The sequence below is a fragment of the Halobellus sp. EA9 genome (genome assembly GCF_051195055.1).
Taxonomy (GTDB): Archaea; Halobacteriota; Halobacteria; order Halobacteriales; family Haloferacaceae; genus Haloquadratum; species Haloquadratum rubicundus.
Window position 1 is genome coordinate 1 of the sequence record NZ_JBNTJW010000021.1, and the last position, 20,233, is coordinate 20,233.

The window sequence follows — 20,233 nt, forward strand, 5'->3', positions numbered from 1 at the left end:
ACAGGTTCGCGGCTCGACGCTCCGAGACGAACGTCTTGACTGGGAACATCGTTCGTCGGGTGACGCGGTCGCGTCACTCTTGCCCGCTGTGACTTCCAGCTACTGCTGAGATCTGACCAACAATCGTTTACCCAAGAGCGTTGTTGGTTAGCAAGATGGAACCCACTGTGCTTCCCACCGTGCCGGAAGGTAGTGAACTCGCTCGCTGGGCCACGAGGGTTATCGACAAGAACCATCACACAGCAATATCGTGTACTTCGGATCCCCCGATGAACGCTACACTCTCCGGGCCGAGGTTGACGACCCAGTTCAGGGTTACCTGATCGAGCTCCACGGCGCCGGTCGAGATGACGATAGCCCACTCGGACGGATGATCGTCGATGACCGGGACCTCGCGCTCGACGTCGCTGCAGAGATGGCTGCCGCAGCCGATGCCTTAGATGCTCTCGCTGACCGTCCCCGACTCGGTCCGGAAACGTTCACCAGGAAGACATCGAGCAGTCCACGCTCGATATACCCGACGAGTGGGAGGAAGCAGTCGAAGAAGCCTTCGAGAAAGCCGATATCCGCTGCTCGAAGAGCACTCCCACGACGAAGACGATTGACGGACGCGACTACTACTATCTGCAGTGGCGAGAGGGCGGTAAAGTGAAGAGTCAGTATGTTGCCCCGTTATCACCGGCATAGAGGAACTAACAAGCGGGGGAAGTCTGGGAGTGTATCGGGTTATTAAGTAGCCAGTCAAAAGAAAACGCCTGTATGTCGAATCCATCACCTCCTAACGGGTATGACCGTTCATATTCTATCTCGGTCACCCCACCGCGTTGTCTGATCACAGTGGGCTTCGATCGAGATCAGTCTCATATCCCACGATTTCTCGTCAAACTTCACTACCGCACGCATTTTGATCCTGAACAGTGGCAGGAGATCGCCCGGATGGACCACAACGAGACAGCACCGCTCGGCCACGACGTCTATCAGCAAGGACTCCACGTCGATGTACGACGGAAATCAACAGGGCAGACAGTGAAATTGCATCCGACTCACGGAGGGCTACCCTCTAGCCGAGGAGCAGTGATTGACGGATGCAGAAAATATCTCGAAACGAATGCGAAGTATTTTATCGACGTCTACGAGGGGAACATCTCTCCTGGATCTCCACCCACGTGGCCAGATGGTGGTGAACCTTCATCGGAGCCACCTATGCTTATGACGACGGACACAGTAGACACCCATATGAGTCAAGAATCGTCCTCAGAGGAGCCCATCTCACCGGGCGAACTGCGGGAGATACTGGCCGAGGTGGAAGGAACAACGCCGGAGGCCATCGAACAGGGCGCAGAGGAGATCGAGATCGCGCCCCCGAGCGAAGCGGACGTCATCGAACAGTAGCTGGTTTTTTTCGCTGATGCTGGCACGTAGGGTGAGTCCCGCAGATTCTACACGCACTCGTATTCTGGGGCCATATGCCTCTGCCAGACGATGTCCAGAACACACTAACGCTACTCCAAGTCACCGGGCTGGTACTCCCAATCGTGTTCATCGCGCTCCGTCCGTTCGACGCGCCGGAATCAAGGCGGGAAGTACTGCGTGTGATCTTAACCAACACAGCGCTGGTAGTCACCGTGCTGTTGGTTAATTTTGGATGTCGATCACTCTGGATCCTAGTCCTCGGATACAACCAGTGCCGTAGCGCGTAAGTGACTGTTCTATGACACTCTCAAACAGTCGGAACTGAGTTACTCACCTCAACTCCTTTTCAAACTCTATTCTCCCATATCTGGAGGGTACATCGTCTCTACACTCATAACAAAAAATCGTATATTTATTCGAAGTCCAACCTATCTAAATTAGTTAAGTAATCAACATATATTTGTTATGAAACTATCTCATTCGTCTGAACAACACTATACCTCTTTATTGGACTTCGTTGAGCAGTGTCGTGACCTAGCTAAACAAGCGTTGGGGAAGCACGCGGGTGAGCCCGCCAGCGGCGGGTTCGCCCGCTGGGTCCACGTCGTTCTGCACTGCTTTCGGCTCGAAGAAGGCCACAGCTACCGTGAAACCCCGAATCGGCTGAAGTATATGGCCGAGATTCGTGACGCACTCGGTTTAGATCGGGACGATCTGCCGGACTACAGCACGATCTACAAATCGTTCGATCGGCTGAAAATGTGGGTGTGGCGGGCGCTGCTGCGCGTTTCTGCGCAGCAGCACCCGCAGTCTGGCCACGCCGCTCTCGACAGCACGTTCTTCGACCGTCGCCGTGCGTCGTCGTACTTCCGCCAGCGGTCGGGAAGCACCGTACAGACGCTGAAAGTGACGACATTAACTGATGTAGAGTCACTTGCGGTTCTCGACGTTCACATCACAGCAGGCTGTCTGCAACCTGCGCAGGTCAGGATGGGTTCGTCGGTGGGGACGGGCCCGCTCGGGTCCCTTGGGTGACGATCCCGGGATGGTCGAACTTCCGAGCGGCCGAGGCGGAGGCCGGACCGCTCGCGTCGAGCCCGATGCTCGGCGAGTTCATCATAGGGTATTATATCAGCGACCGTGATATTTGCTGGTCAAGGAACCATCGATGCCAAACTGGGTCACCGAGTTGGGTTTTCTCGCGCGCTCCGAAAACCGTCTGAGGCTCTTCCGAGCAGTAGCCGACAAACAACCGTGCGGGCGGCGCGAGCTACAGTCTGCGGTTGACGCGTCCAGAGTTACGCTGAGTCGGGCGCTTCGCGGGCTCGAATCGCACGGATGGATTCGTCGCGGGGTGACCGGCTACGAGACGACACCGCTCGGTGACGCCGTCCTCGATGATCTCGGTCGACTCAAAGGGACGATTCGCTTGAGCACCGAACTGCGGCCGGTCGTTGAGTACGTTCCGTTCGAGTGTTTCGACTTCGAAGTCGATCTGCTTGCGGATGCCGAAGTCGTCATTTCCACTCCGGATAACCCGCTCGCGCCTGTTGCACGTGCGGACGAACTAATGCGAGAGGCAGGCAGTGTCAGCGTTCTCGCGGAGACGGTTACGAACAGCACGCTCGACTCACAACGTGAAGCGGTCGAGGCGGGCCAAGAGGCTGAAATCGTGCTGAGTGAGCACCTGCTCGAGATGATAGCCGCGGACGACCGACTCGCCGAGGGTTTCCGCGCCCTCCTGCGGAGCGGTTCGGTCTCCGCGTTCCGTTACGATGGCGACGTTCCGCTTACTCTCGTCGTCTACGACGGAACGACCGTCGGATACGATATCGTCGACGACGAGGGGTTCCCGCGTGCGGCCATCATCAGTGATGATCCGATCGTCGTCGAACACGGAGAGGAGCTGGTCCGCAGGTACCGGACGGCGTCAAAGCCGCTCTCATCCGACCCCTTCGGGAACTGATCGACAAAAAGCGGCTGTTTTGTCCGCAACCGTTCGGGCCCTGAGCTCGTGTCAGTGAGTGATATAAAGTATTGGTAGATACCAATAGTTTCAATGATATTCCGGGCGTGGTTGTCGGCCGCGTCGGTCTCCGAGCACGGTGTCGGCCGTGTTAAGAGTGTGCTGTTGCGTATCCTCTCGCCGAGGAACGCGACGCGGGAGCGCGGGTCACGAGGGGTAACCACCCGGCGTCCAGGGGTCGGGGGGGGTACCGGGGATTCGCACGCGACACGGACGAGCGCCCGTGGTGTAGGCCGTCAGGTCCTCAGTATCTGTCTGGTCGTCGTCCTCGTACTCTCAACGGTCGCGCCGGCGGTCGCCGTCGAGCCGGCGGCCGCACAGACGGCGACCGTCGGAATCACGGGTGCCGTCGACCGCGCCGACGGCTCAGCAGCCGTCGGTGACAAGGTATTCGCCATCCGTGGAGGTAGCGTCGTCGCGAATTCCACGACCGACACAGCCGGGAACTACACGCTCGGAGGACTTGATCCGGCGACCGAGTATGACCGGGCGTATCTCCAGACGAACGGAACCACGAGGGGCATAACGGGGTACTTCCCGCGGGACGGGTCACCGGACCTGTTCGGGCTCGTCGCGGTGAACACCTCGCAGACGACCGACGCGGGCAGGACGTCTCTCCCGCCGGCGAACGTTTTGAACATCACGGTGGTTAACGAGAGCGGCGCACCCGTCCCGAACGCGCTGGTGGGGGTCGCGCACACGAACAACGATGGCCAGGTAGTGCAGAACAGCCAGCTCGGACCGCCGTTCACCACGAGAAGCGACGGCCGGGTCCATCCATCGCCGTCGGCGGCCGGAATCGAACTCGCCGGCAACGTTACGCTGCGAGTCTTCCCGCCGCACACGATCAGCTACGGCGGCGAGGTAGCGACCACTACCGGGATGTACGTCGAGCGGGAGTACTCGCGGACGGTGCAGATGGACCAGGATCGCGATGTCCGCATTACCCTCGCCGAGGTCGAGACGAGCAGCGGTGCCCTCGTGGTAAACGACACGTCACCCGCAGTGGGAACGCCGGTGAACATCTCGGTCGAGAACGTCACCGGTCCGGCGCCGTCGTTCTACAACTGGCGAGTTGACGGAGCGTTCAGGTCTGGCTCAGGCGCGTCGCTCATTGAGGCGTTCCAGACACCGGGGGCGTATCAGGTCGAGGTAACCGCCTACAGCAGGACCGAGAGGGTCCTGTTCACCGCCGCAACGACTGTCGAGGTCGAGAGTCCGGCAGACGGCACGCTCACGGCGACGCCGAACCCGGCGCGGACGAACCTCGACCGGGTTGCGTTCGGGCTCACGAACCTCTCGGGTGTCGGCGCGGGCGACTTCTACAGTTGGCAGTTCGGGGACGGAAATGGGACGACGACGACCCATCCGAACGCGAGTGTCGAGCACATCTACACTGAGCGGGGGAACTACACCGTCACCGTGACGGCGCGGAACGGGACGAGCGAGGCGTTCTTGCTCCGGAAGACGCTCGAACTCCGGGTGGACGAGGCGGCGAACGGAGCCCTTCGGGCGACGCCGGAGAACCCGACGCCCGGTGAGACGGTGACGCTCGATGTCCGGAACGTCTCGACGGCCCCCGGCGTTTCGGTCGGCCGGTACGACTGGGACGTCGACGGCGACGGGACGGTCGACACGAACACGACCGGGAACTCGACGACGCACGCTTACCCTGTGGCCGGAGAGTACACGCCACGCGTCGTCGTGCGGAACGCGACCGGGGCGACACTGTTCACCGACAGCACGAACGTCAGCGTTGCGGCTGAGGTGATAATCGACCCCGCCGACAGTTGGCCGCAGTTCGGCTACGACGACGCCAACACCGGGAGTAATCCCGCGACTCGAGGGCCGGCCGGCCCGGTCACCGAACGCTGGAACCGGAGCGCAATGGGGACGGAGATGTTCACCCCGACCGTGGCTGGCGACCGCGTGTATCTGACGAACAGTAACAGCGTGGTCGCGTACAACCGCACGAACGGAGCGGTCCTGTGGAGCACGTCGTTCACCGATTTCTCGGCCGAGCGTGACGACCTCACCTCGTCGGTGACGGTGGTCGGTGACCGCCTATACGTGGGCGGCTACCTCCGGAACGGAAGCGGCGTCTCGATGGACCGCGTCTACGTCCTCGACGCGGAAACGGGTACGAAAGCGTGGACCGCATCGCGGAATGTCCAGAACTGGGGTGGGTTCTTCGACGACGGCATCGACACGATGGCCCCGACCGTCGACAACGGGACGCTGTATATGCTGGGTGAGGCCGGCGACACGCTGTACGCAATCGACGCGAGGGGAAGCGCCCACCGCGAGCAGTGGAACCACTCATTCGCGGGTGAGGTCGTCTCGGCTCCGGCGGTCGCCAACGGACAGGTGTACGTCGCCACCGACGGTGGCCTGTTCAGTTTCGACGCGGACACAGGCGCGACCGACTGGTCGACGTCGCTCTCGAACTACGACGGCGGCGCACCGACCGTCGCCGGCGGGACCGTCTTCATCGCTGACGGCGGGCAGGCCGAGGCGTTCGACGCGACCGACGGGAGCGAGCAATGGTCGAAACCGGCGACGGCCGCGACTCGTCGTGGGTCGGTCACGGTCGTCGGCGACCTCGTCATCGTTCCGAGCGCGGACCGGTCGACCCCGGGTGTTGTCGCTCGCTACCGCGCGGACGGAACTGAGGCGTGGAACGTCTCCGCGGACGCACAGGTGTTCGGCGCGCCGGCCGTCGCGGGCGACCGTGCAAACGGGACCGGCCCACGCGTCTACTTCGGGTCGTTCAACGGGACTGTCTACGGCGTCGACGCGACGGACGGCTCGTCGCTGTGGACGTACTCGTTCGGCAAGGGGACGGGCGAACCGGTCTTCGCGCCGGTATCGGTCGTCGATGGCGTCGTCTACGTCCGGTCGGGGACGAACGGTGTCCTCAACCGGAGCCTGACCGCTATCGGCGAACCGGAGGCGCTCGCGTCGGTCGACGGCGACCTCGAGGCGGACCCGACGCTGGCCGACGCGGACGTCGAAGTGGTGAACTTCTCGGTCACGAACCGCACCGGCTCGGTCGACTCCTACGACTGGACGTTCGGCGACGGCGAGACGCGGACGACCGCGACGGCGAACACGTCACACGTCTACGGTGTCCCCGGAAACTACACGCCCGGCGTGACCGCTCGCGACCGGTTCGGGCGCGCGCTGTTCACTGCACAGGTGGGTGTGACGGTCGAGCCAGCGGCCTCGGGTCGTCTGCTTGTCGACCCGGAGACGGCCGACATCAACGTCACGCGCGTTGCCCTCCGAGTCGTCGACCTCGACCTCCCGGACGGCTACACCGAGGGCGACATCCGCTACGACTGGGCGTTCGGCGACGGCGGGACTGACTTCACGCGGTCGAACGGGACGAACCACACCTACCGCTCGCTCGGGGCGTTCACGCCGGACGTGACTGTCCGCGACGCATCGACGGAGGCGGCACTGTTCACGGCGACCAACACTACCCGTGTCGTCGACCGCGTGCCGCCGACGCTCGCAGCCAACGCACCCGCGACGGTGCCGACCGGCGTGGCGTTCAACGTCACCGCAAACGCGACAGATAACGACCGCGTGGCGAACTATACGTTTGCGACCGACGAGGGGCAGACGAACACGACGACGGTGAACCGAACGCAGTTGACGCTCGGGACGCCCGGCGACCACGTTGTGAGGGTCAGCACGGTCGACCCGAGTGGAAACGAGAACCGCACGAACCTGACCGTGACCGCGAGCGCGACCGTCGACCTGCAGACCGACATCACGGCACCCGCGGAACAGAACCTCGCCGAGGGGCCGGCCACGGCGAACGTGACCGTGTTGAACAACGGTACCAAGACCGCCGAGAACGTCTCGGTGCGGCTTCGCGCTCGAACACGGACGAGCTACTTCAGCACGAGGATCCGGACGTACGACCGCGATATCGGCACGCTCGTCGGCGGGGCGAACCGAACTGTCCAGGTCAACCTCACAGCGTGGTTCCGCGGGAACCTCAGCGCGGCGTACCCGACCGTCTCGCTCTACGCCGTCGCGGACCCCGAGGGCGTGGTCGACGAGAGCTTCGAGACGAACAACGTCTCCGAGGCGACCACCGACATCGGCGAGAGCGATCTTGACGTCGCGGTGTACGCACCGCGCCGGACCATCCCGAAGAAGGAGTCGACGGTGACGCTCTATCTCACGAATTACGGCTCCGCCGAGTCGCCGAACCACACGGTCGAACTGGACTTCGGTGACAGCTCGACGAACCAGACGCTGTCGGTGCCGCGGCTGAACCCCAACGAGCGCGTGGTCGTGACGCGGAATCACTCGTTTGTAGTCGGGTCGCACACGCTCACGGCCCGCATCACGGACGAGCCGCTGGCCCCGGACGGAAACGTCGACCGGGACTTCACCCGAACCAGCGCGTTCGAGATCGACGCACGGCTGTCCGGTCTCGACACGGTGCAGGAGGGCGAGACGTTCTACGTCCGTGCGCGGGGGCGAACCAACTACGGAACGTCCATTGCGGGTAACCTCTCGCTCCCCGACGGCCTCGAACTCGCTGCGGGTGAGCGCGCGGAGAAGACCACGAGTCGACAAACGACCTATCACAGCGTCCGGTGGGAGGTGACCGCGACCGAGAAGAACGCGACACCCTACGACATCGAGGTCGAGTTCGACGCCGAGGGGTCGGCCGCAAACGACACCGAGGACGTGCGCGTCGTCGAGCCCAAGATCCGGGTGAGCGACACGGCGGCAGTGAACTTCTCGGGGAATGGGAATGCCACCACAACCATCGACATCAGAAACGAGACGACCTACGACCACCGCATCGAGATTACCAGCCAACTCGGTGCACAGGGCCGGACGCTCGCGGGGCTGGACTATCTTATTGAGTACCCCTACGGCTGCGTCGAACAGGTGACATCCCCGATGCTGTCGGCGCTGAACACCGATCAGTACTACCGGTCGAACACGCCGCCGAACGGCTACAATGAGGGACGGGTCGACCGGGCTGTCGCCGGAGGCGTGGGCATTATGACCACCGGGGACAACGCACAGCACGCGAACGGCGCGTGGAGTATGTGGGGCAGCGACCCCGAGGGCGATGTCTACTACACCGTCTACGCGATGTACGGGGTCAGCGCCGTCCGGAACGACCCGGTCCAGGGCGCTCGGGGACAGGTCGCCACCGACATTCAACAGGTCGACTTCAACGAATCGGTGCTGTGGCTGGCCGACCAGCAGGCCGCAGACGGACGGATTCCGAATGACAAGTACTACTTCGAAGATGATAACGCGATGACAGGATTTACGCTCGTCGCGCTGGCACAGGCGGGGCCGTACAACGCGACGGCCCGGACTGCGGCCGACCAACTGCGTGCGGACGCGGCGGCGTACCTCGTCGCCCAGCAGGCGGCCGACGGCTCCTGGCAGGACGACGGCGAACCGAACGCGATGTCGACGGCGTTGGCCGTCTGGGGGCTGGAGGCATCGGGCGTGAACACGCCCGCCGTCGAGGACGCAATCGGCGCGGGCGTCAACTGGCTCGTCACCAACCAGGATCCGAACGGTGGCTGGTCCGAGACGCGTTCGAGTTCGTGGGCTGGCGACGGCGTGGACAGCGAGACGAGCGGTTACGCCCTCCAGGCGCTGAATGCCTCCGGGCTCCCGAACGGGAACTCGACTGTCCAAGACGGCGTTCGCTTCCTCGTTGGCGTCTACGACGACGAGGGGTCGTGGGGCTACACGCGCGCGACGGCGGCCGCCATCGACGCGCTCCTCGTCACCGACCAGGGCGGGTCGGCCGAACACGACGCGACGGTGACATTCGGCACGACCGCAGACGGAGTCTTGCTCACGAAGAACATCTCGATGGAGACCACCGACGGAGTTGAGACGGTCTCGCTCAGCGACACCGAGCGGCAGACGCTCCGCGGGGCGACCGGACCCATCACTGTCACGGTCGACACGGTGGGGACCGGCCCGCTCGTCGTGAGCGTCGAGAACGACCAACTCGTCTCGAAAGACGAGTACGCCGCAAACGGGGGGGTGGTGTAGATGCGACGCCTCCTCGCGGCTCTCCTCGCGGTCGCGCTCGTCACGTCAATGGGAAGCGTCCCCGTTGGAGCGGCACCGGCGTTCGGCGTCGAGGTTGACACGCCTGCGGCGTTCAGCGTCGGTGAGAACCGGATCACGGTGACCGTCAACAACACCGCGAGCAGCGACGACCTGTTCAGCCCGCTCGTCGAGGTCCCGCTCACGCCGGGGCTGTCAGCTCCGAGCGACCCCAATCCGGTCGTGGTTTCGAGCGGCGAGTCACGAACCTACGCGGTTCAGAACAGTAGCTACACCGACGGCGATTCGCTGTTCGTCTACGGCGAGTCGGTCCCCGCGGGCGAAACGCGGACGTACGCGTTCACGCTCACCGTCGAGCGGGCAGGTGACCACACCATCGAGGCCGATGTCCGACCGCTGTACAACGAGGCGAACAACGTCCGTGCGTCGACGACGGCGACGGCGCTCGACGTCGGGACGCTGAACGTCGCTGTGCTCGACGAGAACGACTCCCCGCTCGCGGGCGCGACTGTCTCCATCAACGACACCTCACGGTCGGGCGGTGAGATCAGCGAGACGCTCGTCGAGGGGAGCTACGATGTCTCCGCGACGGTCGGCGGGAGTGCGACCCCGACGGAGACGGTGACGATCTCGCCGAACGGGGTGACGAACGTCACGTTCGTGCGTCCCTCGGGTGATGTCACGGTCGTCAGCTCAACTGGCGAACGTGCGACCGTCGAGAACGGGAGCACGCTCCAGCGCACGACAGTCGCCGGGAACGCCACCACGGCGACGCGGTTCGAGGTCTCCGCGGTTGTCGATGTCCCCGACGGATCGGCCGTCGTGAGCGTCGCTGACCCGGACGGGATACCGTCGGGCTACACGGCCGTGTCGGCGACCGTCGACGGCTCCGACATCACAGTCACGCGGGACGACAACCGGACGCGCGTCTCGATCGACTCGGCCGGCCTCCGGACAGTGACCGTCGAGTACGTCGGATACGGCGTCGGTGACGTGACCCGTGAGGGGACCGTCGACGCGGACGACACAGCACGAATCGCCGCGGCGGTCGCCGACGGGCAGGGAGTCGCCGCCCTCCCTTACGGCGACGTCGACGGCGACGGCTCGCTGACAGCCATCGACGCGATGTACGTCGCACAGTACACGGCCGGAAACAGAACCGCGGACTACGGGAGGCCCTGAGATGCTTCGAACGCTTGTCCTCGTGGTCGTCCTTACGCTGCTGAGTGCCCCACTCGGGGGGACCCTGGTGACGGCGGCGAGTGAGACCACCGTCGCCGTGACCGACCCCGGGACCGTCACCGTGGGAACCACTGCGACCGCGACGCTCACAGCGACCGGTGTCGACGGGCCGGGCGTCGGGGCCTTTACAATTGAGGTGCGGTACGACGCCGCCACCGTCTCGGTGAGCGCGGCGGGTACGAGCGGGTTCGCCGTCGAGACATCAACGCCGTCGGCGGGGGTTCTACGGATCGTGGGCTACATGGACGCCAGGACCGGACCTATCGGCGACGTGTCGCTCGCGTCGCTGTCGATCACCGGCGAACAGCCGGGCGACACCGACATCCGTGTGGCGGTGGAGACGTTTGCGGACGCCAACGGCGACGATATCGGCTATCTGACCGAGCCCACAGTGCTGTCGGTCGGCGGCGGCGGAAGCAGTAGTGAAAGCAACAGTAGGAGCAGTGGCGGGAGCGGAAACGTCGCCCCGCCCGTCGATACCGCCTCCGTCCGAACCAGTCTCGTCGACGGGCGCGTCGCGGTCGACATCAGTGACGCACGGCCTGGAGAAGCCGTCACGGTCTCCTTACCGGAGCCTGTCGGGAACGGCGATGTCGGTCTCTCGGAGTTGCGGGTAACACTCTCGGGCGGCGGGGCCGGGTCGCTGTCGGTCGCGTCGCCGTCCAAGACGCCACCCGAGGCGTCATCGCTCGACGTCGACGGCGGGGCGCTGTCGTACTTCGACGTGGCGCACGACTTCGACGACTCACTGCTCGGAGGCGTCGACTTCTCGCTGACCGTCTCAAAGACACGGCTCGACGCCCGCGGACTCACGCCGACCGACCTTCGGTTGTACCGCTACCACGACGGGACATGGCAGGCGCTACCGACCCGTGTGGTGGGCGAGACGGGGACGGACATCGAACTGGTTGCGACCTCACCTGGTCTCTCGGTGTTCGCGCTCGCGGCCGGCCCGTCGGCGGCGTCTCTCGGCGTCACTGGTGTCTCAGTCGGGGCGAGTGAGGTGTCTCCGGGCGAGTCTGTCACAGTCGTCGCGACGGTCGAGAACGTCGGCGGACAGAGCGGGATGTTGGCGGTCGACCTCCGGGTCGATGGTGAGCAACGTATAAATCGGTCGGTTCAACTCGGTGCGGGCGAGTCGAGGACGGTCGAGTTCGTCGTGGTGTTCGACGAACCGGGGAGATACGACATCGCCGTTGCGGGTGTCGCGGGCGAATCGGTTTCGGTCTCCGAACCGCCGGGGTCGGCTACCCCTTCGAGTGACGGGGCTGTGACAACCTCCCCGGGGGCTTCACCGGGGACGTTCCCGAACACCAGCGTCCTCGGCACCCTCGTTGTAATCGTCGGAGCCGTCCTGCTGGCGGTGTGGGTCGCTCAGCGGCGCGGGGACGGGCAGAACTAGAACTGCGACGTACGGCGATCGAGCAGACTCAGGCCCGCGAAAGCGTCTCCAGCACGCGGAGCGAGAGATCTTCGGCGGTGACTTCGCCGCGTTCGTATGCCTCGAACCAGGCTGCTTCGGCGTTCCAGTAAGCGATAGGCGCGTCGCTTCCCCGACGGATGACGGTCGCGTCCAGTCGCTCGGTCGTCCAGCCGGCACGCACCTGACGGAAGTACAGCCCTGATAGCGTGCCGATCTCGGATCCGAGCGCGTCGTATTCGGCCTGGGTGGTCTCATACGATAGCGACAGCACCTCGCGGGCCGGGCCGAGGCGTAAGTCCTGGATGACCACGCCGGTCGACGCGACGGAATCACCGAACGCAGAGAGGAACTCGCGGTGGGCCGTCGCTGCCGTCTGCGGCCGGTCGTCGGGAGTCGCGGCAGGTGTCGAGTCGGTCGTCCGGCCGACGCCCTCCCTGTCGGCGGGGTCGTCGGCCGCCGAACAGCCGGCGAATGTGACGGTCAGGCCGATTAGTGTGGTGCGCCGCGAATACATACCTGATCGACGAGCGGACCCCTCAAAGTTCTTTCTTGGACCTGTCATCGACCCACGGCTAAAGTACGTGATCGAGCCCCCACGTAGATGGAAAGCGCCACGTGTAGAGTCTACGCTGGGAACACCGAACGTTCTACCAGTCGAACTGCGTACTGACAAAGAGGAGCAAAGCGAACTCTCACCACTGGTCTTCGACTTCCTGATCCAGAACATCCACAAGCCCGATTGCCAATGAACAGAGAAATTCTCAAAGAGGCGTTAGAAGCAGAGGCGACTGAACAGATCGAGTGCCCGATTTGCGGTGATGAGATTCCAGCTTTCGAGCTGGCCACCGACCACGCGCATTCTCGGGAACTTCTTCGACTCGTGTTGCATCTCGCAGAGGCTGTCCCCGATGACCGGCTGGCATCAATAGATGCTCAACACGCCGCCAGTTCAGCCTCGATGGCTGATGACTACTACGGTGAAGGCTCTGGTGAGGTCCGGGAGACAATCATTCGATTCGATCCTGAAGGAGTAACCCCTCCGACAATGCCTGAACGCCTTCGCGCCCACGAGGAAGGTGCGAGTATCGATGAGATCGACGCACTCCCGGAGCGGCGGGTGTTCGGCGTAGGCAACGAAGAGGACTACGAGCGAATCTCTGAAGCGGCTTGGGCAGTGGCGAACGCGTTCGTTGGTAGTTCACTCCACGCCGGACACGAACTCGTTGCCTGCCCGGAATGCGGGTACGAAGGTAGCGTCGATCAGGCAGTCTTCCCGGAGGGTACAGATCACCACTCGGATGCCGAAAAAGAGGAGGAGTAACGATGGGACTGTTCGATAGGATCACGTTCGAAGAAGGTCTTGATGTAGAGTTTCCGGACATCGGTGCTAACCCGTTCGAGGTCACCTGGCAGACGAAGTCCATCGCTCGTCACGAGCCGATGATGGAGAACTACAAGGTCACGTCCAACGGGCGTCTGTTCAAGGAAGAGGCCGAGTATGAGCACGTTCCTGAGGAAGAGCGGCCTGGATACGACGAAGAGATTGGCGGGTTTGAAAATGAGGTCGAACGGGGGCGAGGAAGCAGAAAGAAGATCCACAGGGGTTGGTCAGATACAGAGTATCACGGGATATTCGAATTCCACCGAACCATCGATGGCGACTACGTTAGCCTCGATGCGAAGTTCACTGACGGCCAGCTGGTAGAGATCACACCCAACGACTGATACGATTTCGAAAGAAAAGACGAGTCAAAATTATGAAAATCCAAGATGACTTCTCGATCTCGGTCGAGGGGTATCACGTCAGAATTGATGTCGAAGTCACGCGATCAATGGTTCCCACCCAAAGTGGCCGACCACGGTGGAAGCTCCATTACGATGAATTGGGCAAAGGAGCCGTTGACGTGATGGAAACGGTACGGGAGGAACTGGAGGAACTTGACGAAGAAGATCATCTCCCAGTAGGAACCGCTGGATTTGCTGTCGGAGACCTCTTTCTGGAGCACGATCAAGACGACGGGCTCCGAGTGAAAACCGACGACGAAGAACTGCTCGGAGAACTGTCTGAAGAGCAACTGCGGGGACTCCTCGAAGATGACGTGTGACGACGGTGAGGACGGCGACGAAAACGAAGAGCGGCCTGAGGTACCTGAGGGTGTCCTTCGCGGGATTGAGGACCTCGCCGAGGGCAACACAGCGAGCAAAGAGGAACTTGAGGAGGTATGCGACATTGATGAGGCCGACCATCCAGATCCAGAACTCGTAGAACAGGCTGAAAGGGTACTCAGTTTGGTTCGGGCCACGATGTACCCTGTCGCCCACGGTGAAGCATACCGCCTCCAAGAGATGCTTGAGGAACGGCAGAGTGAGGGCTCGGAAGATGAGTGATGAGGACGCAGAGAAACGCACAATCGAACGAGACTGTATGGAGTGCGGCAAGACAATCGAAATCACAGTCTACGAGGACGACACATACGAGGGAGGCCACTACTTCGGCGAATTTACTGTCCCTGATGAAGACAGCGACGGAGAATACGAAAAGAAAGGCGAATGGGAAGGTCACGACGTGGTGAAATGGACTGGTGACGAGAAATCGTATGAATATTGGGAGTGCGACGACTGCTATTGTTCTCCAGACCAATAGATTTATGCCATTGGCCTATGTACCAATGGGTGAGGATGGCCTCACTGACCGACGACGACCTCGGTGGCGTGAGCGAGGGGCGAAAGTACCCTGACGGGACCGTCGTCCGCGTGTTTTGCATACGGACAGACCGTGACGCGTACCCGTCTGGGTGGGCCTACAAGCTCCACTACGGCGCGACGGAGCCGGACCCGCCCCGCACGCTTGACGATGGGACGATTCGTCGGTACGACAACTCGCACGAGGACACCAAAGGGCACGAACTACACGTCGCACTAGACCCCGACCCAGACAGGATCACGTTCCCCGGGATGGTCGAACTCTGGGAACGGTTCTGGAGCGAGATCCCAAAATCCGAGTTCGAGGTCAAGTGAGGCCATCACACCACGGTGATACCTATGAACAATACCACGCCGCCGCTGCACCCGATGGAGCGCGAACAGCTTCGGGCCGAATCAACCCTCGTCGTGACCGTGAAGTCGTCCAGTGAGTTCCACGACGACGTCACCGACGGGATCGAGGCGCTCGAACAGGGGGACACGGTGGATTCCACGCCGATGCTCTCGTTCACCAGCTACGATGATCTGATGGAGACGCTGACGCCACGCGTCCTCGATCTCATCGAAGCCATCCGCCAGGAAGAACCAGCCAGCATCAACGAAACCGCACGGGTCGTTGGCCGAGACGTGAAGAACGTCCACGAGGAACTCAGTCGGCTCGCCCAGCTGGGCATCATCTTCTTCGAGGAAGACGGCCAGAGTAAGCGCCCGGTCGTCTGGTTCGACGAACTCTTGATCAACCTCCCGTTCGATCCAGAGGCTGGCGACACGGCGGCTGCCGCGCCGTAAACACGGCGCTTTTTCAAATTCGGTTGAAAGGTAGTAGATATGACCTACGGCGACGATGAGAGGCTCCCTATCGCTGACCCATCCGACCTCGGAATTGACGTTATACGCGGAGCAGGCGCAATACCACGACCTTCAGGCCGTGGATACGCGCCGTCAATTAGTGATACATTCCACCGACAAATTACATAGCCGAGTTTCCAACCATACGTTCAAGTGCTAAGAACCGCTATACGTGGGCAGGGTCAGGTCGGAACGGAGCGGATTCCGAACGACCTTCGGAGGCGGCCTGTCCGCCCACGTAACGAGGCAGTATCCGAAACGCCGACGCAGTGAACGCGAATCCTCGAAGGGTTCGTCGTGTGTTTGTCGGTCGAGCCAGCCTGAAGATACCTCCGAGTCTGGCGACGTGTCAGCGGCTCCCTGCTGGCAAAAACAACAGATGAGAGCCAACGACACTGAGGATAGGAGTAACGGCGGCTTGGCACCGCCAGTCAGCCACCGACCACGACGGCAGGGTTAGACGGGTTCCCGCAAAGTGGCGGCGTCCGTGGTTGCAGACCTGAAACTCCCACCGCTCGGGATTCCTCCGCCTTCAGGCGGAGGAGGATGTCAATGGCGGTATCTATGACGAACTTCACGATGGCCAACCCACCACAATCGACGATTGGAAGGCCCGTGACGTAGAGAATTCGCCTGTCGCGTGGATGAACCAGTTTCTGAATGGCGGGCCACTGGAGGACTTCGACCGCTTCATCCTCACCGCCGGACTTGACCCCGCCAGCGAAGACGGCGACCCGTACGCCGACGATCACCGCAGTATCGACTTCTCGCCGGTCGTCTGGTCGCTTCTTCTCAAAGAGGCCCGCAACCTCCCGAGCGACGAGAAACTGGAGTTCTACCTCAAAGGCCGAGAGGACGTCGCGCAGATGGCGGGGTTCGACAGTGTAGACGACGTACCGCGAAACTCGACGTTCTGGCGGGCGTACGCTGACACCGACAGCAACGACCCGCGGCTCGACGACGAGGCGATGGAGGCGCTCAAGACGGAAGCGCGGAAGCTGGTCAACCACGCCAAGTGGGCTGGCTTCGAGCTCCCCGACGGGGCTGAAGAACACCTTTTCGAGTTCGGCAAGCAGGACTACATAGAGACCGCCGAGGACATCGCCCACGACCTGCTCGAAAAGACCGTCCCGCACATCGCCTTCGGGCGTGATCCGTCCCGAACTACCTACACGCTCCCGTCCATCGTCAGTTTCCTCGCACACCTCGCGCTGGAGGGCGCGTTCCCCGAGAACGGCTCGGACACCTTCACGCATATGAACATCTATGAGTCCGGCGGCACCGGCGCGGACAACCTCTACCACTACATCCGAAAGCGAACGGCGGAAGACTGGTTCGACCGGTTCCTCCGAGCGAACGCCGAACTCCTCGAAGAGGCGCGCTCGATGGGACATTTCGAGAACGCCAGCGAGGTCGGCCTCGACACCACCGGTATCCCGTGGTTCGGGGAAACGTCGAACAACTTCGTGGACGGAACGAAGCCCTCGCGCAATTACGCGCACTCATTTCATTTCACGACCATCGGCGTCGTCGGCGACGAAGCCAGCCTGAGTCTCGCCGCTCACCACCTGAAGAACCGTACCGACCAGGACCGTATCCTGCGGGCGATTCTCCAGCGCGTGAAGGGGCTTCACTACTTCTCCGACGACCAGCTGGACGTGGACATCGAACGCGCGTATCTCGACAAGGGCTTCTACGGCGGGATGCACGTCACGGCGCTCCGGGAGACCGAGACCGAGTTCCTCATCAAATCCCGGAAGGTCGAGCCCGTGAAGGACGTGATCGACGGCCTCGAAGAGTGGGACGTGGACTGGGGCATCATGCAGGACTACGAGATCGGCGACCTCAAGCAGGGCACCAACATCTTCATTCGGCCCTCGGAGAAGCGAGCGCCAAGCTACGACGAGAACACCGACGAAGAGGACAAGAAGTACGGTCGCTGGGTGGCGTTCGTGACCGACATCGACCCAATCACTGCCGACCGGGAAAAGCTTGCACGACAGTTCCGGAATCGCTGGGGTGTGGAGACCCAGTACCGGCAATTCAAGCACAACTTCTACGCCCCGACGAAGTCACCGAACGGGCGCGTCTGGGCGTTCCACTTCAACCTCGCACAGTTGTTCTACAACATCTGGGTGGTCGTGAACCTGGAGCTTCGTGACCGGTACGGGCTCGCCGAGCGGCGGCCCGTCACCGCGGACGACGTGCTCCACGCGATCCGGGACGAAGCCTTCGAACTGGACGACCTACCAGAATAGTTACACCGGTTAATGTAGATTCACGACGAAAGTCTGGAAACCGCAGGATGCCGAGTGGCCCGGGTTTATCTCGCTGGTTCTCATGCAATTATCGAGCCCAATTCGGAGGTACTGTTAGTCAATATAGTCGGTAAGTGCTGGAAAAACGTCCGAACAGACGAGGCAACCATCGAGATCGTGGACGAGGTCACAATCACTGGTGACCGGAGCCGACTCCAGCACGTCTTCGAGAACCTCTTTCGGAACGCACTCGAACACGGCGGGCCAGCCGTGACCGTTCGCGTCGGCCAAATCGACGACAGCGGATTTTACGTCGAAGATACCGGCCCGGGGATCTCCAAAGAGCCCGTGAGGAGGTATTTGATGCCGGACACACTTCGGCAAGCGGCGGGACGGGGTTTGGGTTGACGATCGTCAAACGGATCGCCGAGGCCCACGGCTGGCAGGTTGCGGTCATCGATGGGACTGACGGTGGAGCCCGGTTTGAGTTCACCGACGTTGATCTTGATCAGTAAGCGATACGCGCCTTCTATCTTGCACAGGGACTATCGACGTATCCATTCTCTGTCAGAATCACCGTGACCGATAGAGAGAGTGGATATAGCAGGTGGCTGTTGTTTATTATATCTCGTTAGTGACCAAATAACTGTTGGGTAGGTGTGCGAACAGACCGGAACCGTCCACACGGACTGATTCTCGAAGGTGCGCGTGCTGACCTCGATGATTGGTCAATCTATCAACAAACCAGCCGAGACCAAGCCAAAGCACGGTCAATACGTATCGTAGCTTAGCAACCACACCCACAGTCCGCTTCGTCGCTCTCCGACCCTTCGAAAAAGTCCCGGACGTTCGACGAAAGCTGATAAGCTTGGCTCTCGCGTGATTCACTAGACTGCATTCCATTCGGTGCAATAGCTTGCACTAGCGACTCGACAAGGAGTCCGACAGGCGCTGTCGAGTATTCTTCACCACGGTACTGCCAGAGACGACAATCAACGTCACCCTCACACTCACAGAGGTCTCCACACGATTCGCAGGTGTTTTCAATATAGTCGGGCTGGATATCCCGTCCATTGACACGGATCGTCGGTGACACGGCAAGTTGGGTCGCTTCGGCGGCCTCCAGCGTCGAGACGTGGATGTCTCTGACGGTTATGCTGACATCCAACGAATCGAGAACCGGTTCAATCCGCTCAAGCGCTGCTTCGAGTGCATCTTCAGTCCCCATACATCGGTCGCAGGATTCGTTGTCCAGATAGAGGAAATCGACATTAACCGTCCGTCGTGTATACTCTTCGGCTGCGGGGTGAATAATCGATACCGTCTTGCTGTCTGTGGAATCGGCCATCGCATCTCATCATATGGATTGCTGGCTCTTATACTGATCAGTAATTAGACATAAACGTACTTAGCGTATTGAAACCGCCTGGAGTGAGGGGAGATACCGAACGTATATTTCGCTATAGCGGCTGATACTACAGTAATGAGCGAGCAGTGGCAGGCAAAATGGCACGGGTTACAGGACATTCTCGGGCCGAAGTGGACTCTGCACATCCTTCGTCTCCTGTCAGAAGGGCCCCGGGGGTTCAACGGTATTCAGCGCGAGCTCGATGGCTTGACCGCACCGATGCTCTCTCAGCGGCTCAAAGAGCTTCGATGTCACGGTCTTGTTGAGCGGATCGTAGCAGATACGACCCCTCCGACGACGACGTACTCACTGACCGAGCAGGGAACTGAAATTGCTACTCAGCTTCGAGAATTGGAACCGCTTGTTGAGTTACACGATTATGAAGATGGCTCCGAAACGAATGGCTGTTCACCCACCTCTCAGGAGTGTCGTGACGAGGCACTCACAACCGGATGCGTAACGGCTGTTGATCAATGTTGAATCCGACGTAAGATGCGTCTCTTTCCAGTGACTGATGCTCCTCAGCGGTAGATCGTTCCACTGTACTGAGCGATCCCTCGCCAGCGATTTCGGCGGTACTGACGTGACCGATATGCGCCTTCTATCTTGCACAGGGACTATCGACGTGTCCATTCTCTGTCAGAATCACCGTGACCGATAGAAAGGGAGGATGCAGCAGAGTGATCGCCGACCAGTACAAATTCGGGGACGGATAATAAAATGACAATATGAATCTTCGTGGATATTTTGAGACCCCAATTTGAACCGATAGCTATGGATGATGCCGCCCTCATCAGAAAGACGATCCGCAACTGTACCGCCGTGCTTGTGGC

At 61.4% G+C, this 20,233-nt stretch carries 20 protein-coding genes and 2 pseudogenes; 18 read left to right on the forward strand and 4 right to left on the reverse strand.

All coding sequences use genetic code 11. From position 1 onward, the window contains the following. Positions 1–759 precede the first annotated feature (759 nt). The 4 genes and pseudogenes from ACQUQ0_RS16730 to ACQUQ0_RS16745 form a co-directional block, all read left to right on the forward strand. A pseudogene (locus ACQUQ0_RS16730) lies at positions 760–1,125 on the forward strand (DUF7718 family protein); the annotation flags it as partial. A 111-nt stretch (positions 1,126–1,236) separates the two neighbouring features. Beyond that, positions 1,237–1,392 carry a hypothetical protein gene (locus ACQUQ0_RS16735; protein WP_435186841.1) on the forward strand — a complete coding sequence of 52 codons (156 nt, stop codon included), beginning with the start codon at positions 1,237–1,239 and terminating at the stop codon, positions 1,390–1,392. A 486-nt stretch (positions 1,393–1,878) separates the two neighbouring features. Further along, a pseudogene (locus ACQUQ0_RS16740) lies at positions 1,879–2,376 on the forward strand (IS5/IS1182 family transposase); the annotation flags it as partial. A gap of 391 nt (positions 2,377–2,767) precedes the next feature. After that, positions 2,768–3,379: a helix-turn-helix transcriptional regulator gene (locus ACQUQ0_RS16745; RefSeq protein WP_435186813.1), complete on the forward strand. Its 612-nt coding sequence runs from the start codon at positions 2,768–2,770 to the stop codon at positions 3,377–3,379. A gap of 296 nt (positions 3,380–3,675) precedes the next feature. On the opposite strand, the gene ACQUQ0_RS16750 is transcribed toward ACQUQ0_RS16745, so the two are convergent. Continuing rightward, a complete protein-coding gene (locus ACQUQ0_RS16750; protein WP_435186814.1) occupies positions 3,676–3,876 on the reverse strand; it encodes a hypothetical protein in 201 nt (66 codons plus the stop codon). A 208-nt stretch (positions 3,877–4,084) separates the two neighbouring features. Between ACQUQ0_RS16750 and ACQUQ0_RS16755 the strand changes: the two genes are divergently transcribed. The 3 genes from ACQUQ0_RS16755 (at position 4,085) to ACQUQ0_RS16765 (ending at position 12,161) form a co-directional block, all read left to right on the forward strand. After that, positions 4,085–9,499 carry a PKD domain-containing protein gene (locus ACQUQ0_RS16755; RefSeq protein WP_435186815.1) on the forward strand — a complete coding sequence of 1,805 codons (5,415 nt, stop codon included), beginning with the start codon at positions 4,085–4,087 and terminating at the stop codon, positions 9,497–9,499. Then, a complete protein-coding gene (locus ACQUQ0_RS16760) occupies positions 9,500–10,699 on the forward strand; it encodes a dockerin type I domain-containing protein (protein ID WP_435186817.1) in 1,200 nt (399 codons plus the stop codon). It abuts the gene before it with no gap. A gap of 97 nt (positions 10,700–10,796) precedes the next feature. Beyond that, positions 10,797–12,161: a PGF-pre-PGF domain-containing protein gene (locus tag ACQUQ0_RS16765; RefSeq protein ID WP_435186819.1), complete on the forward strand. Its 1,365-nt coding sequence runs from the start codon at positions 10,797–10,799 to the stop codon at positions 12,159–12,161. A gap of 28 nt (positions 12,162–12,189) precedes the next feature. Here the strand turns inward: ACQUQ0_RS16765 and ACQUQ0_RS16770 are convergent, their stop codons facing one another. Further along, positions 12,190–12,696, reverse strand: a complete 507-nt coding sequence (locus ACQUQ0_RS16770; RefSeq protein WP_435186820.1) for a hypothetical protein — start codon at positions 12,694–12,696, stop codon at positions 12,190–12,192. A 231-nt stretch (positions 12,697–12,927) separates the two neighbouring features. Between ACQUQ0_RS16770 and ACQUQ0_RS16775 the strand changes: the two genes are divergently transcribed. The 10 genes from ACQUQ0_RS16775 to ACQUQ0_RS16820 all read left to right on the forward strand — a co-directional run bounded on the left by ACQUQ0_RS16775 (position 12,928) and on the right by ACQUQ0_RS16820 (position 18,507). Further along, the gene (locus ACQUQ0_RS16775; RefSeq protein ID WP_435186822.1) at positions 12,928–13,503 is read left to right on the forward strand and encodes a hypothetical protein; all 576 of its coding nucleotides are present in this window, start codon (positions 12,928–12,930) and stop codon (positions 13,501–13,503) included. A 2-nt stretch (positions 13,504–13,505) separates the two neighbouring features. After that, positions 13,506–13,907: a hypothetical protein gene (locus ACQUQ0_RS16780; protein ID WP_435186824.1), complete on the forward strand. Its 402-nt coding sequence runs from the start codon at positions 13,506–13,508 to the stop codon at positions 13,905–13,907. A gap of 32 nt (positions 13,908–13,939) precedes the next feature. Continuing rightward, positions 13,940–14,287, forward strand: coding sequence for a hypothetical protein (locus ACQUQ0_RS16785; protein WP_435186825.1), 348 nt, complete (start codon positions 13,940–13,942; stop codon positions 14,285–14,287). Continuing rightward, positions 14,277–14,570: a hypothetical protein gene (locus ACQUQ0_RS16790; protein ID WP_435186827.1), complete on the forward strand. Its 294-nt coding sequence runs from the start codon at positions 14,277–14,279 to the stop codon at positions 14,568–14,570. Before ACQUQ0_RS16785 ends, ACQUQ0_RS16790 begins: the two co-directional genes overlap by 11 nt. Next, positions 14,563–14,826 (forward strand): hypothetical protein, encoded by a 264-nt coding sequence (locus ACQUQ0_RS16795; RefSeq protein ID WP_435186828.1) that lies wholly within the window; start codon positions 14,563–14,565, stop codon positions 14,824–14,826. Before ACQUQ0_RS16790 ends, ACQUQ0_RS16795 begins: the two co-directional genes overlap by 8 nt. Positions 14,827–14,861: 35 nt before the next feature. Next, a complete protein-coding gene (locus ACQUQ0_RS16800) occupies positions 14,862–15,200 on the forward strand; it encodes a toxin-antitoxin system TumE family protein (protein ID WP_435186829.1) in 339 nt (112 codons plus the stop codon). 24 nt (positions 15,201–15,224) lie between these two features. Further along, positions 15,225–15,674 (forward strand): hypothetical protein, encoded by a 450-nt coding sequence (locus tag ACQUQ0_RS16805; protein ID WP_435186830.1) that lies wholly within the window; start codon positions 15,225–15,227, stop codon positions 15,672–15,674. Positions 15,675–16,378: 704 nt separating this feature from the next. Continuing rightward, complete coding sequence (locus ACQUQ0_RS16810) at positions 16,379–17,992, forward strand: transposase (RefSeq protein WP_435186831.1); 1,614 nt, start codon at positions 16,379–16,381, stop codon at positions 17,990–17,992. Between the two features lie 54 nt (positions 17,993–18,046). Continuing rightward, positions 18,047–18,400, forward strand: coding sequence for a sensor histidine kinase (locus ACQUQ0_RS16815; RefSeq protein ID WP_435186833.1), 354 nt, complete (start codon positions 18,047–18,049; stop codon positions 18,398–18,400). Further along, positions 18,397–18,507 (forward strand): hypothetical protein, encoded by a 111-nt coding sequence (locus ACQUQ0_RS16820; protein WP_435186835.1) that lies wholly within the window; start codon positions 18,397–18,399, stop codon positions 18,505–18,507. The genes ACQUQ0_RS16815 and ACQUQ0_RS16820 overlap by 4 nt, the downstream gene beginning before the upstream one ends. Before the next feature lie 272 nt (positions 18,508–18,779). Here the strand turns inward: ACQUQ0_RS16820 and ACQUQ0_RS16825 are convergent, their stop codons facing one another. After that, on the reverse strand, positions 18,780–19,340 hold the full coding sequence (locus ACQUQ0_RS16825; protein WP_435186837.1) for a DUF2703 domain-containing protein: 561 nt from the start codon (positions 19,338–19,340) through the stop codon (positions 18,780–18,782). Between the two features lie 135 nt (positions 19,341–19,475). Between ACQUQ0_RS16825 and ACQUQ0_RS16830 the strand changes: the two genes are divergently transcribed. Continuing rightward, positions 19,476–19,880: a winged helix-turn-helix transcriptional regulator gene (locus tag ACQUQ0_RS16830; RefSeq protein WP_435186838.1), complete on the forward strand. Its 405-nt coding sequence runs from the start codon at positions 19,476–19,478 to the stop codon at positions 19,878–19,880. A gap of 137 nt (positions 19,881–20,017) precedes the next feature. Here the strand turns inward: ACQUQ0_RS16830 and ACQUQ0_RS16835 are convergent. Beyond that, positions 20,018–20,233: hypothetical protein (locus ACQUQ0_RS16835; protein WP_435186839.1), on the reverse strand; the 216-nt coding region annotated here is incomplete at its 5' end.

Coding starts and splice junctions, on each gene's coding strand:
- ACQUQ0_RS16735 (WP_435186841.1), top strand. CDS start 1,237: ATGAGTCAAGAATCGTCCTCAGAGGAGCCCATCTCACCGGGCGAACTG.
- ACQUQ0_RS16760 (WP_435186817.1), top strand. CDS start 9,500: ATGCGACGCCTCCTCGCGGCTCTCCTCGCGGTCGCGCTCGTCACGTCA.
- ACQUQ0_RS16770 (WP_435186820.1), bottom strand. CDS start 12,696: ATGTATTCGCGGCGCACCACACTAATCGGCCTGACCGTCACATTCGCC.
- ACQUQ0_RS16775 (WP_435186822.1), top strand. CDS start 12,928: ATGAACAGAGAAATTCTCAAAGAGGCGTTAGAAGCAGAGGCGACTGAA.
- ACQUQ0_RS16780 (WP_435186824.1), top strand. CDS start 13,506: ATGGGACTGTTCGATAGGATCACGTTCGAAGAAGGTCTTGATGTAGAG.
- ACQUQ0_RS16785 (WP_435186825.1), top strand. CDS start 13,940: ATGAAAATCCAAGATGACTTCTCGATCTCGGTCGAGGGGTATCACGTC.
- ACQUQ0_RS16790 (WP_435186827.1), top strand. CDS start 14,277: ATGACGTGTGACGACGGTGAGGACGGCGACGAAAACGAAGAGCGGCCT.
- ACQUQ0_RS16795 (WP_435186828.1), top strand. CDS start 14,563: ATGAGTGATGAGGACGCAGAGAAACGCACAATCGAACGAGACTGTATG.
- ACQUQ0_RS16800 (WP_435186829.1), top strand. CDS start 14,862: ATGGCCTCACTGACCGACGACGACCTCGGTGGCGTGAGCGAGGGGCGA.
- ACQUQ0_RS16805 (WP_435186830.1), top strand. CDS start 15,225: ATGAACAATACCACGCCGCCGCTGCACCCGATGGAGCGCGAACAGCTT.
- ACQUQ0_RS16810 (WP_435186831.1), top strand. CDS start 16,379: ATGAACCAGTTTCTGAATGGCGGGCCACTGGAGGACTTCGACCGCTTC.
- ACQUQ0_RS16825 (WP_435186837.1), bottom strand. CDS start 19,340: ATGGCCGATTCCACAGACAGCAAGACGGTATCGATTATTCACCCCGCA.
- ACQUQ0_RS16830 (WP_435186838.1), top strand. CDS start 19,476: ATGAGCGAGCAGTGGCAGGCAAAATGGCACGGGTTACAGGACATTCTC.